The organism is Streptomyces sp. NPDC002580, assembly GCF_042889485.1.
GTDB lineage: Bacteria > Actinomycetota > Actinomycetes > Streptomycetales > Streptomycetaceae > Streptomyces.
This window is the reverse complement of record NZ_JBIAQZ010000003.1, coordinates 185,432-198,267: the sequence shown is the minus strand read 5'-3', so window position 1 is coordinate 198,267 and position 12,836 is coordinate 185,432. Positions and strand designations below refer to the sequence as shown.

Annotated in this window: 13 protein-coding genes; 5 read left to right on the top strand and 8 right to left on the bottom strand. The window is 69.7% G+C overall.

From position 1 onward, the window contains the following. Positions 1-131: 131 nt before the first annotated feature. Positions 132-698: a dihydrofolate reductase family protein gene (locus ACFYW7_RS11835; RefSeq protein ID WP_389500761.1), complete on the bottom strand. Its 567-nt coding sequence runs from the start codon at positions 696-698 to the stop codon at positions 132-134. Positions 699-1,035: 337 nt separating this feature from the next. On the opposite strand from ACFYW7_RS11835, the gene ACFYW7_RS11830 reads away from it, so the two are divergent. Beyond that, entirely contained in the window at positions 1,036-2,421 is a 1,386-nt protein-coding gene (locus ACFYW7_RS11830; protein ID WP_389500759.1) for a serine hydrolase domain-containing protein, read from the top strand. 153 nt (positions 2,422-2,574) lie between these two features. Here the strand turns inward: ACFYW7_RS11830 and ACFYW7_RS11825 are convergent, their stop codons facing one another. After that, positions 2,575-3,027, bottom strand: a complete 453-nt coding sequence (locus ACFYW7_RS11825) for a GNAT family N-acetyltransferase (RefSeq protein WP_389500756.1) — start codon at positions 3,025-3,027, stop codon at positions 2,575-2,577. 9 nt (positions 3,028-3,036) lie between these two features. Then, positions 3,037-3,525, bottom strand: coding sequence for a MarR family winged helix-turn-helix transcriptional regulator (locus ACFYW7_RS11820; RefSeq protein ID WP_389500752.1), 489 nt, complete (start codon positions 3,523-3,525; stop codon positions 3,037-3,039). 140 nt (positions 3,526-3,665) lie between these two features. On the opposite strand from ACFYW7_RS11820, the gene ACFYW7_RS11815 reads away from it, so the two are divergent. Continuing rightward, on the top strand, positions 3,666-4,874 hold the full coding sequence (locus ACFYW7_RS11815) for an MFS transporter (protein ID WP_389500749.1): 1,209 nt from the start codon (positions 3,666-3,668) through the stop codon (positions 4,872-4,874). A 102-nt stretch (positions 4,875-4,976) separates the two neighbouring features. Continuing rightward, positions 4,977-5,399: a heme-binding protein gene (locus tag ACFYW7_RS11810; RefSeq protein WP_389500747.1), complete on the top strand. Its 423-nt coding sequence runs from the start codon at positions 4,977-4,979 to the stop codon at positions 5,397-5,399. 104 nt (positions 5,400-5,503) lie between these two features. On the opposite strand, the gene ACFYW7_RS11805 is transcribed toward ACFYW7_RS11810, so the two are convergent. Next, a complete protein-coding gene (locus tag ACFYW7_RS11805; protein WP_389500745.1) occupies positions 5,504-6,370 on the bottom strand; it encodes a GNAT family N-acetyltransferase in 867 nt (288 codons plus the stop codon). A gap of 156 nt (positions 6,371-6,526) precedes the next feature. Here ACFYW7_RS11805 and ACFYW7_RS11800 point away from each other — a divergent pair, with 156 nt between their 5' ends. Beyond that, on the top strand, positions 6,527-7,159 hold the full coding sequence (locus ACFYW7_RS11800; RefSeq protein ID WP_389500743.1) for an HAD family hydrolase: 633 nt from the start codon (positions 6,527-6,529) through the stop codon (positions 7,157-7,159). Between the two features lie 408 nt (positions 7,160-7,567). Next, positions 7,568-9,331: a globin domain-containing protein gene (locus ACFYW7_RS11795; protein ID WP_389500741.1), complete on the top strand. Its 1,764-nt coding sequence runs from the start codon at positions 7,568-7,570 to the stop codon at positions 9,329-9,331. Between the two features lie 22 nt (positions 9,332-9,353). Here ACFYW7_RS11795 and ACFYW7_RS11790 read toward each other — a convergent pair whose 3' ends face one another. The 4 genes from ACFYW7_RS11790 to ACFYW7_RS11775 form a co-directional block, all read right to left on the bottom strand. Next, positions 9,354-9,836 carry an NUDIX domain-containing protein gene (locus ACFYW7_RS11790; RefSeq protein WP_389500739.1) on the bottom strand — a complete coding sequence of 161 codons (483 nt, stop codon included), beginning with the start codon at positions 9,834-9,836 and terminating at the stop codon, positions 9,354-9,356. A gap of 184 nt (positions 9,837-10,020) precedes the next feature. Next, on the bottom strand, positions 10,021-10,926 hold the full coding sequence (locus ACFYW7_RS11785) for a LysR family transcriptional regulator (RefSeq protein ID WP_389500737.1): 906 nt from the start codon (positions 10,924-10,926) through the stop codon (positions 10,021-10,023). A gap of 215 nt (positions 10,927-11,141) precedes the next feature. Next, positions 11,142-12,341, bottom strand: a complete 1,200-nt coding sequence (locus ACFYW7_RS11780; protein ID WP_389500734.1) for a cystathionine gamma-lyase — start codon at positions 12,339-12,341, stop codon at positions 11,142-11,144. Further along, a complete protein-coding gene (locus tag ACFYW7_RS11775) occupies positions 12,338-12,829 on the bottom strand; it encodes a low molecular weight protein-tyrosine-phosphatase (RefSeq protein WP_389500731.1) in 492 nt (163 codons plus the stop codon). Before ACFYW7_RS11775 ends, ACFYW7_RS11780 begins: the two co-directional genes overlap by 4 nt. Positions 12,830-12,836: the final 7 nt, after the last annotated feature.

Below are 12,836 nucleotides of genomic sequence, written 5' to 3'. Positions count from 1 at the left end.
CGTCTTTTTTTGGATTCTCACCGCGGCGTTTCCCGCCCCCCCCCCCCCCCCCCCCCCGGGGGGGGGGGGGCGGCGGGCCCCCCCGCTTCGTTGCCGAATCCTACGAACGGCCAGTGGGTGGGTGCCGCTGCTCAGTGCCTCGTCTCGTACCTGGTCAGGACCACGCCGCCGGGGAACGTCCGCGTCTCCACCAGCTTCAGGTTCACCCAGCTGTCCAGCGCCGTGAAGAACGGCGTGCCGCCGCCCACCAGGACCGGACAGGTGACGATCGCGTACTCGTCGATCAGCCCGGCGCGCATGGCCGTCCCGGCGAGCGTCGCGCCGCCGATGTTCATCGGGCCGCCGTCCTCGGCCTTGAGCCGGGTGATCTCGGCGATCGCGTCGCCGGTGACCAGCCGGGTGTTCCAGTCGACCTTGTCGATCGTCGAGGAGAACACCACCTTCGGCGTGTCCCGCCAGTTCCGCGCGAACTCGATCCGCGCCGGGGTGGCGTCGGGCTGCTGGTCGCCGGTCGGCCAGTAGGAACTCATCGCCTCCCACAGCTTGCGCCCGTACAGCGACAGGGCACTCTTCCGCTCGTGGTCGAGCCACCACTGGAACAGCTCGTCGCTCGGCACTCCGCTCCAGCCGATGTCGTCGCCGGCCGCGGCGATGTAGCCGTCCAGGGTCAGGTTCATGCTGTAGATCAGTTTCCGCATGGTCCAGCCTTCCGTCCGTGGGGGCCCGGCGTATGGACCAGCGCGGCGCGGAAAACTCATCGGTGCGCGATCTGGGCTCGCCGGTGGTCCTCGTGCTCGGGGCTCAGCGTGGGGGACTCGGCCGGCTCGGGCAAGTCGCCTGCTCTCGGCCTCGCCCGCGCGAGGAAATGCCACGGATTCGAGACCGATCGTGGGTGACAAGGCCGTGAGACGGCCAAGAACGCCCCGGTCACGCAAGATCTACATCTCTCGAGCGGCGAGATCCTCCAGCCGCCCCGCGGGGCGGCTTCGGTCTATTCCGTTCGACGTTCGCGGGCCGGACCGGTGGACTGGTGTCATGACGACACCCCATGATGACCTGCTTCCCGGTACGCGCCGAGCTCTGCTGCACCGCATCGCCGTCGCGCAGAGCGAGGGGCGGACGCCGTCGCTCGTCGCGACGGTGGTCCGAGGCGGAAGGGCGGTCTGGAACGGAGCACGCACCTCGGTGGAGGGCCACGGCCCCGACGAGAACGTGCAGTACCGCATCGGCTCCATCACCAAGACCTTCACCGCCGTTCTCGTCCTGCGACTGCGTGACGAGGGGGTCCTGGACCTCGGTGACCCGCTGGAGAAGCATGTGCCGGGCACCGGCGCGGGGGAGGTCACCATCTCCCAACTGCTCGCACACACCGGCGGGTTGGCCGCCGAGTCGCCCGCGCCCTGGTGGGAGCGCACACCCGGTTCGCTGCGTCCCGAACTGGCGGACGTGCTGGGCGCGCAGCCCTTCCGGCATCCGGTCGGCCGGCGGCACCACTATTCGAATCCTGGCTACACACTGCTCGGGGCGCTGGTCGAGGAACTGCGGGGTGCTCCCTGGGAGGAAGTGCTGCGCCGCGAGGTTCTGGAACCGCTCGGACTGCACCGGACGAGTGGCCGCCCGCAGGCACCGCACGCGGGGGGATGGGCGGTCCATCCCTGGGCCGACGCGATGATGCCCGAGCCTGTGGAAGACCTCGGCCGGATGGCTCCGGCCGGACAACTTTGGTCAACCACCGGAGACTTGGCGCGCTTCGCCGTCTTCCTCGCCCAGGGTGACGAGCGGGTGCTGAGCGCGGAGTCCGTGAGAGAGATGCGTGCGCCTGCCGCGCCGCCCGAGCCCGCGGAGCAGGCCGCGGGGTCCGCCTACGGGCTCGGTCTGCAGATCGTGCGCCGTGACGGCCGAACCCTCGTAGGACACTCGGGTTCGCTGCCGGGCTTCCTCGCCGGGCTGGTGATCAGCGTGGAGGACGACGTGTCGGCCGTCGTGCTGTCCAACTGCACTTCCGGACCACCGGTGTTCACCGTGGCCGCCGATCTGCTGCGCATCGTGGCGGAAGCGGAGCCGCGGGTCCCCGAACCATGGCGCCCACTGGCCGAAGTCGAACACGACGTGCTGGAGTTGGCAGGGCAGTGGTACTGGGGGACTCAAGCCTTCGGCCTGCGGTTGCCGGCCGACGGAGGGCTTGTGCTGGGCCCGCTCTCGGGCGCCGGCCGGGGTGCTCGCTTCCGGGCGAACGGCGACGGGACATGGACGGGACTCGACGGCTATTACGCGGGCGAGCTTCTGCGGCCCGTACGGCGGCCCGACGGATCCGTGAGCCACCTGGACCTCGGGTCGTTCGTGTTCACGCGTCAGCCGTACGAGGAGGGAGCCTCCGTGCCGGGTGGAGTGGCCCCTGAAGGCTGGCGAGGAGTTCAGTAGGCGATGAGCGGCTGGAGGCGGTGTGTTTCACGTGGAACACACCGCCTCCAGCCGTACGGCGAAGCGCCGCACGGGGAACGGTGTCCCTTGGAAGCTGTTGAAGTGTGTCGTGCGCCGAGGGAGGCGACGACAGGTGGCTCGGTTCGGCCCGCGTCAGAGCGGAAGCTTGAAGCCGATGTGTGAGGACTTGAAGCCGAGCCGTTCGTAGAAGCGATGGGCGTCGGTGCGGGAGGCGTCAGAGGTCAGCTGGACCAGCTGGCAGTCCTGACGGCGGGATTCCTGGATCGCCCACTCGATGAGCTCCGTCCCGAGTCCACTGCCGCGTTCGTCGGTGTGGACGCGCACGGCCTCGATGACGGAGCGGGTCGCGCCCTTGCGGGACAGTCCGGGGATGACCGTGAGCTGCAGGGTGCCGACGACGGTCTCCTCGCGGACCGCGACGACCAGGTGCTGGTTCGGGTCGCGCCTCAGACGTTCCAGGGCGCTGAGGTACGGGGCCAGGTCGTCAGGAGATTCCCGTTGGGCGCCCAGTGGGTCGTCGGCGAGCATCGCGACAATGGCCGGCACGTCGTCGGCGACCGCGGCTCGTATCTCAAGATCTGCCATGAGCCCACCCTACGAGGGCACGCCCGCGGGGGGCATGGGATGCGCGGGGGCGCTCGCCGACTCCACGACCCGGACCAGGGGAGCCAGTTGAGGATTCTGGGCCGCGGCGTCGAGGGCCTCGCGCAGAGCGGCGTCATTCGTGGGCCGCGCCTCGGCGAGGAGTTTCAGTCCGGCCTCGCTGACATTCGTGTAGATCCCGCGACGGTCGGTCGGGCAGAGGTAGCGGGCGAGCAGCCCCCGGTCCTCGAGGCGGGTGACCAGCCGAGTGGTGGCGCTCTGGCTGAGCACGACCGCGTCCGCCACCTGCTTCATCTGGAGATGACCGCCTTCGCCGTCGTGCTGTCGGCTGAGGACGTCGAGCAGGGAGTACTCGCGCACGCTGAGTTCGTGCCCGGCCTGCAGGGCCCGCTCGATATGGGCCTCGATCCTCCCGTGCAGCAAGGAGAGGGCGCACCAGCCCTGAGAGAGGGCGGTGAGAGCGGGGTCCGTGGCTGTCATGACGTTTCCTCCGTCCCGGAGCGGCAGAAGCCAGGATAGAGCACGGGCGCAATAGACCGCTGTTGCATGTAACCCGCGTCTGCAACTATTGTTGGCGCAGGCAAAGCGCCCGTGCAATTTTCTGGAAGGTGTACCCCACCATGCCTCTCGCGCTTCTGGCCCTCGCGATCGGGGCCTTCGGAATCGGAACGACCGAGTTCGTGATCATGGGCATCCTGCCCGAGGTCGCCGGAGACTTCGGTGTCTCCATCCCCACCGCCGGACTGCTGGTGACCGGCTACGCCCTGGGCGTGGTGGTCGGTGCGCCGATCATGACCGCGCTCGGCACGAAGGTGTCCCGCAAACGGATGCTCATGGTGCTGATGGGGCTGTTCGTCCTCGGCAACCTGATCTCCGCTGTGGCTCCGGTGTTCTGGCTGATGTTCGTGGGCCGGGTGGTCGCCTCTCTGGCGCACGGTGCCTTCTTCGGCATCGGATCGGTCGCCGCCGCCGAACTGGTCGCACCGGACAAGAAGGCCGGCGCCATCGCGATGATGTTCAGCGGGCTCACGATCGCCAATGTCGTCGGCGTCCCGCTGGGCACGCTGATCGGACAGTCCGCCGGATGGCGGGTCACGTTCGCGGGGGTCGCCGCACTCGGTGTCATCGGGCTCCTCGGCATCGCCAGGCTGGTGCCGGAAATGCCGAAGCCCGAGGGTGTGCACCTGCGGCACGAGCTGGCCGCCTTCAGGAACGTCCAGGTCCTGCTCGCCATGGCGATGACGGTGCTCGGATTCGGCGGTGTCTTCGCCGCCATCACCTACATCGCGCCGATGATGACGCACGTCGCGGGCTTCGCCGACGGATCCGTCACCTGGCTGCTGGTCCTCTTCGGACTCGGCATGGTCGGCGGGAACCTGGTCGGCGGCAAGTTCGCCGACCGCGCGCTGATGCCGATGTTGTACGTGTCGCTGGGCGGCCTCGCCGTCGTGCTCGCCCTCTTCACGGTCACCGCGCACAACAAGATCCTGGCGGCTGTCACGATCGCCCTGATCGGCGCTCTGGGCTTCGCGACCGTGCCTCCGCTGCAGAAGCGCGTTCTCGACCAGGCACACGGCGCGCCGACCCTGGCCTCGGCCGTGAACATCGGCGCCTTCAACCTCGGCAACGCCCTCTCGGCCTGGCTCGGCGGCCTAGTCATCGCCGCGGGTCTCGGCTACACCGCGCCCAACTGGGTCGGCGCGGTTCTCGCCGCGAGCGCGCTCGTCCTGGCCGTTCTCTCGGCCGTTCTGGAGCGCCGTGCGGCACTCCCCAGCGCCGTGTTCGCCGGTGGCACCCCGGCCGAACAGCGCACAGCCGTCCACCACTGAACGGAACCGGGTCCGCCGCGGAGACAGCCCGTCCCCGCCGCGTCCTGGCCCGCAGCACCTCACCGACTCGGAACACCACATCCCGCAAGGAGAACACCCCTGATGAGCACCACCGTCGCCGTCGCCCCCCTGACCATCGAGGACGCGGAGCACCTCGTCACCGCGGCTCGTCGTGCCGCCGAAGCCGCCGGCGTTCGGATCAGCGCCACCGTCCTCGACGCGGGCGGTCACCTGCTCGCTTTCCGGCGGGACGACCAAGCTGTGCTGATCTCGGGAGAGACCAGCACGCGCAAGGCCTACACGGCACTTCAGCTGAACTCGGCCACTGCCGACCTGGTCGACGCGGTCCAGCCCGGCGGCCTCTTCCACACGCTGCCCACCGCGCTCGACCGTCCTCTGCTGTTCATCGCGGGCGGTGTACCGGTCCACCGTGACGGTCGTCTGATCGGTGCGATCGGAATCGGGGGCGGCATGCCCGACCAGGACCACGGCTTCGCCGTCGCGGCCGCCGAATCGCTCGTCTGACGCTCACCGGTCGCGGCCTCCGCCCGGCGTACGTCAGTCCGGAAGTGTCGCCGGTCCCCGGACTGTCCGGGGACCGGTCCTTCGTCCGAGGCGGGAGCGGAGCCCTAGCCGGCCGCGACCGTCAGTGGTGCGAAACGGCGCGTCCAGTCGCCGGGCAGTTCCGGAATCCCGTACGTCATGACCGTATTGAAGGCGACGGAGGCGAGTCCGCGCTCCTTCAGCCACGACAGCAGCTCCTGGTGCCGCACATCGACATCGGTGCGCAGCGGGCGGTCGGTGTGGGCGGCGAGCGAGGAGACCAGTGCTTTCGCCGTCTCCGTGTCGCGGGCGATCAACGGGCCGACGACATGGTCGTTCATGTTGGGCCAGGCGGCCGCGTAGCCGATGATCCGGCCGTTCTCCTCGGCCACGCGCAGCTGGTCCGCGAAGGAGGGCAACCGCGTGATCACGTGAGTGCGGTCGCTGCCGAAGATCTCTTCATCCAGCCGGAGGATGACGGGGAGGTCCCCCGCGGTCGCCGGGCGGGTGAAGACCGCGGACCCAGGGGCATCAGGGGTGAACACCCCACGGACCATCTCGGCCCTGCCGGTGGCCTCGAACCCCAAGCCCTCGTACAGCGGGCGCCCTGACACGGTCGCGTGCAAGGTCAGCGGGGTGGCGCCCAGCTCCTTGACGACGTGCCGCATCAGGCGACGGCCGATCCCTTTCCGGGAGTGCCGTTCGGCGACGAGAACCATGCCGATCGCACCCAACTCGGCGCGCTCGGGTGGTCCGTATTCGGTCACCACGCACGCGGTGACGAGACCACCGGCGGGATCGTCGATGCCGTATCCGGTTCCCGCCGTGAGCAGCAGCCCCCACTTGTGTTCCTCACGGGGCCACCCCCGGTTCTCGGACAGGTCGGCGCAGGCGAAGAGGTCGCGAGGCGTCAGACGGCGAACGGGCAGATCAGTGGAGAAGGGTGTCGACACACGGGCCAGGCTCTCTGACATGAGTCACTGCCGTCCACCGTTTTCCCGGTCGTGCCACCCGCATCCGGCCATGCCCTGGGCGGCCGAGCCGCGGGCATCTGTTTCACGTGAAACCTCGGCCGCCGCGTGGCCGGCGCTCCAGTAGCCTCGGCTGACATGGCGAGACTGCATCTCTTCGACCTGGACGGGACTTTGCTCCACGGCAGCACCGCGCCCTTGGAGATCTCCCGGCAGCTGGGGCTGGAAGCCGAGACCATGGAGCTCGAAAGGGCCATTTCCGCAGGGGCCATCGGACCTCCGGAGTACGCGGCGCACGTGCGCGCCCTGTGGACGGAACTCACCGAAGCGCATGTGGCGGCGGCATTCGACGGCGCTCCGTGGATGTCGGGAATCGAGGATGTCTGGAGGGAGATCCGGGGGAACGGCGATTACTGCGCCGTCGTCTCTCTGTCACCCTCGTTCTTTGTGGAGCGACTGTTGTCCTGGGGCGCCCACGCGGCGCATGGCTCACGTTTTCCCGCCGTCCCGTTCGTGGAACCGGTGGACCCGGCGGGCGTACTCAACGCAGCGGCCAAGGTGGAGATAGCGGATCGGCTCTGCGATGAGTTCGGGGTGGGGCGAAGCGACTGTGTCGCTTATGGCGACTCCCTCTCGGACAAGGATCTGTTCGGCGTCGTGCCGGTATCCGTCGCGGTCAACGCGGATCGGCATGTGAGCGGCCTCGCCAGTCACGCCTACGTGGGACTGGACCTGCGCGACGCCTACCAATTGGTGCGCGAGGCAAGGTAATCGAGGCGACCGGTACGCCGGTCCCGTGTCTGTTCGGCCCGGTGGAAGTGGCCCCATTGCGCCGAGAACCGCCGGCGATACGACCGACTCCGGTTCAGGTCGTCGTGATGCGCACACGCCTGGGCGAAACGGACGACCGGCAACAGAGGTCAGGAAGCCTAACCGGATCGAAAGATCGAAAACCCGCATTTTCCGTAATGCGGTCGGGTGTCGATCCGGAGTGGGATGCTCGGTCAGAGCACTGCGGCCAATGTCCCGTTCTCTCCTTGCTCATCCGTGAAGGGTGGAAAATCCCGGCTCCGAAGTGGCCGCGTCGGGCCGGCAGGAACCGAACCGGGAAAGAGGGCAAGCCGTCCGCGGGGGAAGCACGCGTCTTCCGGCTGCGGGTGTGCGCAGACCGAGCGAAAGATGTTCGAGGCGAGGCAGACCATGGACGCTCCGACCACCGCGTCGGCCGACAACGGCACCTCAAGCGGCAACGGCGGGAGCGGTTGGTTCACACCGCACAAGGAGACGCCGACCTCCAGCGGTGACCAGGGACCGTCGGGCGGCCGCCGACTGGCCGCGATGCGCCCGGTCGGCCGGTCCACGGTGGCGAGTGAGGAACCGGGCCCGGGCGTCCCTGAGCAAGGGGCGCCCGGGCAGGAACGAATATCCCCGGTCGTAGACGTGACCACGATGCCGCCGGGAACGGCACCGGTCTTCCTCGGGCCGGCCCCCGCGGAGATGCAGGATCACGGGACTCCGCTCCCGCAGCTACGCCCGCACGAGGCCGCACCCGCCGGAATGTGGCCTACCGCGGCCGAGCCGGTACCGCTCCAGGCGCGGTCCCATCCGCCCGTACGGTCCGAGGCGCGCCACCTCGAGCCCGAACCCGCTCACGAAGCCCTCCGAGCGCGGTCCGGCTCCGGAGACCGGCCGGAGTTCGGTTCCTCACGGCCCTTGCGGTCCTCCGCGCCCGAGTACGGGTCCGTGCAGCCTCACCGCGGCTCTCCGGGGTCTGACGGTGGCCCAGGCGCGCCTGTGACGGCAGGGTGGCTCCCGTCCGCGCCCCAGGCGTCCCCCGACGCCGTGCTGATCCGCCGGACCATGGCCGCGGTGGGCGAGATCGCCGACAAGGTCACCTCCTACTTCTACGCACTGCTCTTCGTGCGCCATCCGGAACTGCGCTCGCTGTTCCCCGCCGCGATGGACACCCAGCGGGACCGGCTCCTCAAGGCGTTGCTCACCGCCGCCGAGCACGTCGACAACACCGAGGTCCTCGTCGCGTATCTGCAGAACCTCGGCCGTGGACACCGGAAGTACGGAACCCGGCCCGAGCACTACCCGGCCGTCGGGGAGTGCCTCCTCGGCTCGCTCAGCCGCTACGCCTCCGCGGTCTGGGACGCCGAGACGGAGGCGGCCTGGGTCCGCACGTACACGACGATCTCCCAGGTCATGATCGACGCGGCGGCCGCCGACGAGCTGTGCGCTCCGGCCTGGTGGCACGCCGAGGTGGTGTCCCACGATCTCAGGACGACGGACGTCGCGGTCATCACGGTCCGGCCCGACCAGCCGTACCCGTTCCTCGCGGGGCAGTACACGAGCCTGGAGACACCGTGGTGGCCACGGATCTGGCGGCACTACTCGTTCGCCTCGGCGTCCCGCGCGGACGGGCTGCTGACGTTCCATGTGAAGGCGGTTCCGGCGGGCTGGGTCTCCAACGCGCTGGTGCACCGTGCGCGGCCCGGTGATGTCATCCGGCTCGGGCCGCCGTCCGGCTCGATGACCGTCGATCACACCACGGACAGCGGCCTGCTCTGTCTGGGGGGCGGCACCGGCATCGCCCCCATCAAGGCTCTGGTGGAGGATGTCGCCGAACACGGAGCGCGCCGCCCGGTGGAGGTCTTCTACGGGGCTCGCACCGATCACGACCTCTACGACATCGACACCATGCTGCGTCTCCAGCAGAGCCATCCCTGGCTTGCGGTGCGGCCTGTCGTCGACCGCCGAGCCCATCTCCAGCTGCCGGACGTCGTACGCGAGTACGGGCCCTGGAACGAGTACGACGCCTATCTCTCGGGCCCGCCCGGCATGATCCGCAGCGGTTTCGACACGCTCACGGACCTGGGTATCCCGTCGGACCGCATCCGTCACGACTCGGTGGAGGAACTCGTCGCGGCAGGTGACTGACCGACGGCGACGCTTGTCCGGGTCAGCCCAGGTCGGGTGCGTGCATGGCTCGTACGCCCTCGATGTTGCCGTCGAGGTAGTGCCTCAGCGAGAGCGGGACGAGGTGGACAGAGGCGATCCCGACCCGGGTGAACGGGACACGGACGATCTCGTACTCACCGCAGGGCTCGTCCATCTCAGGCCCATGGCGCAGAGCAGGGTCCATGGACTCCAGCCGGCAGACGAAGAAGTGCTGGACCTTCACGCCGGTCGCACCACCGTCGTCACCGATGTGCTCGACGGTGTCGACGAAGCAGGGCACCACATCGATGATCTTGGCGCCGAGCTCCTCGTGCACCTCGCGATGCAGGGCCTCGACGACAGTCGTGTCCTCGGGTTCGACTCCGCCACCCGGTGTGAGCCAGTAGGGATCGACGCCGGGCTTCGTGCGCTTGATCAAGATCAGGTCGTCACCATCGAGCAGAACGGCACGGGCGGTGCGCTTGACCACGGGTCGGACGGTCATGGGAGAAATGTGGCCCGGTTGGTTCCACGTGAAACATCACGCGACGGCGATTCCGTGTGAGGCGCCCTGGAGCCCTTCCAGGAGAACGGGGGAATCGGGCGACCGTGTTGCCCGAACGGCCGCCCGTGTTCCCTCGGCGGCAGGGGGCGCCGCCCTGTCCCCCGGCTCCGTCCCTGGGCCGGTCTCAGCTCCAGCGGGCGGCCGCCCGAAGCAGCCACTCGTGCGCCCGGGCGATGTGCGGCATCGCGAGTGTCCCGGTCCGGACCACGAGGAAGTACGTGCGCAGCGGGGGCACCGCAGGGTCCATGAGCGCCACGACGTCTCCGCGTTCGATGGCATCGGAGCACAGGTACTTGGGCAGGACGGCGAGGCCCGCGCCCGCGGACGCGCAGGCGAGCACGGCCCGCAGATCCGGTACGACGACCGTGCCGGAGGCGGCCGGGCGGCAGTCGAAGACGGAAGCCCAGTAGCGGGCGACGAGCGGCAACGACTCGTGGACCTCGACGATGGGGAGGTCCTTGAGCGCGTGAGCGCCTCTGCGGCGGAGTTTGCCCGGGCCGACTTCGGCCGCCCAGCGGGGAGCGGCGACCAGGACGTGCTCTTCGTCGCAGAGCGGAGTCGCCGTGAGGAGCGCACCGCGGGGGCGGGCCGTCGTCATGGCCAGATCATGATGTCCGGCGGCGAGTCCTTCCAGCGTCTCCTCGGCGTTGCCGAAGGACGCGCGTAGCGCGAAAGCCTGGCCGTCGTCGCCGGTCAGCTCCGTGAGAGCCGGCAGGGCGCGCTCCGCGGTGAACTCCGGCGGACCCGCGAGGTGCAGCGTACGAAGGGTGGAGTCCTCTTCGAGACCGGTCTCGGCTATCTCCACGAGGGCGTCGAGATGCGGAGCCGCCTTGTGGGCGAGTTCGTCGCCGATGGTCGTGGGGGTCACCCCGCGCGCCTGGCGCAGAAACAGGGGCCGCCCCAATTGCCGTTCCAGTGTGCGGATCTGTGAGGTGACGGCCGGCTGCGAGAGCCCGAGCAACGCGGCGGCGCGAGTGAAGGAACCGGACCGGTGCACCGTCACGAACGTGCGCAGCAAGGCCAAGTCCATGGTGCCCCTCCCCTTTCAGCGCCCTGCGCGAGCCCCAACTATAAATAAGTCGATAGGTCTCTGTCGCTACGGTGATTGGACACTGACACAGAGTCAACTAGCCTTGTTCGCGCGGTTCTTCGCGCGCGGAACCGGGGCGGTCCGAGCCACGAGGGGGGAGGCTCGGACCGTCCGTTGTGCGTAGCGGGGGCGCTGATCCCGCCCCCACCGCCCCTTCACTCCGCGGATGCGTCGAGGGCCCCCAGCACGTCCGCCACCAGGTCCTCCGGGTCTTCCGCGCCGGCGGAGAAGCGGATGAAGCCTTCCGGGACCGCGTCCCCGCCCCACCGGCCGCGCCGCTCGGCCGTGGACCGCACCCCGCCGAAGCTGGTGGCGTCGTCCACCAGGCGCAGGGCGTCGAGGAACCGCTCCGCACGCTCGCGCGTGGGCAGGGTGAAGGACACCACGCATCCGAAGCGACGCATCTGCTGCGACGCGATCTTGTGCGAGGGGTCGTCGGGCAGCCCCGGGTAGCGGAGTCCCGCCACCTCGGGCCGATCCCGCAGGGCCTCGGCGATCGTCCTGGCGTTCGCGGTCTGCCGGTCGGCCCTCAACTGGAGCGTGGCGAGCGAGCGGTGGGCGAGCCAGGCCTCCATCGGACCGGGGATCGCGCCGACGACCTTGCGCCAGCGTCGTACGGGAGCCATCAGCGCGGCGTCCCGCCCGGTGACGTACCCGAGGAGGATGTCGCCGTGTCCGGTGAGCATCTTGGTACCGCTGGCCACGGAGAAGTCGGCGCCCAGCTCGAGCGGGCGCTGTCCGAGCGGGGTGGCCAGGGTGTTGTCGACGGCCACGAGCGTGCCCTGCGCGTGCGCGGCGGCGACGAGGCGTCGCAGATCGCAGACGTCGAGACCCGGGTTGGACGGCGTCTCGATCCACAGCAGCTTCGCGCCGTCGAGCACCTCCAGCTGGGCATCGCCCGCGGTGGGTGCCGTACGCACCTCGACGCCGAACGCGGTCAGCTGCTCACGCACGAGCGGAAGCACCTGATAGCCGTCGTCGGGCAGGACGACGACGTCGCCGGCGCGCACCTGGGAGAACAGCACCGCGGAGACGGCGGCCATGCCCGAGGGGAAGGAGAGCGTCTCGGCGGAGTCCTGCCCCGGCGCCTCCAACTCGCCGATGGCGCGCTCCAGGAGCGTCCAGGTCGGGTTCTCGTCGCGGCCGTAGGTGTACGGGCCGGTGGGTTCACCCGGCAGATGGAAGTGGGCGGCGAAGACCGGTCCGGGAAGAGTGGGCTCGTACTTGACGGGCTCGGGAAGCCCGGCGCGCACCGCGCGCGTGCCGTCCCCCCGCTCGGCCGCGCGCGCGCCCTCGCTCTGTCCCGTCGGGCCCGCGCCCTCATGGCTCGCCGTGCCGAATTCCCGTGACGTCATACCGCTCGTCCCTCCACTTGCTCCCGTACCGCGGCGAGCAGTCCGGGGCTCGCCGCCTCCACCATCTCAAGACATGTGTCGAAGCCGTCCATTTGTCCGTAATACGGATCGGGGACGTCCAGTTCGTCGCCCGCGGCGGGATCGTACGAGCGCAGCAGCCGGACCTTGCCCGCGTCCTCGGCGGTCGTCGCGAGGTGCCGCAGAGCCTTGAGATGGCTGGCGTCGAGGGCGATCACGAGGTCGAGACGGGAGAACCACGAAGCCCGGAACCGCCGGGCCGCGTGGTCGCTCTCGTAGCCGCCCGCCTCCAGTACCGCGACGGTGCGCCGATCGGCGCCGTCGCCCTCGTGCCAGCCGTCCGTACCCGCGCTGTCGACCTCCACCAGCTCGTCGAGCCCCGCTTCCGCCACGTGGGCGCGGAAGACGGACTCGGCCATCGGGGAGCGGCAGATGTTGCCCGTGCAGACGAAGCAGACGCGGTAGGGCATGGAACTC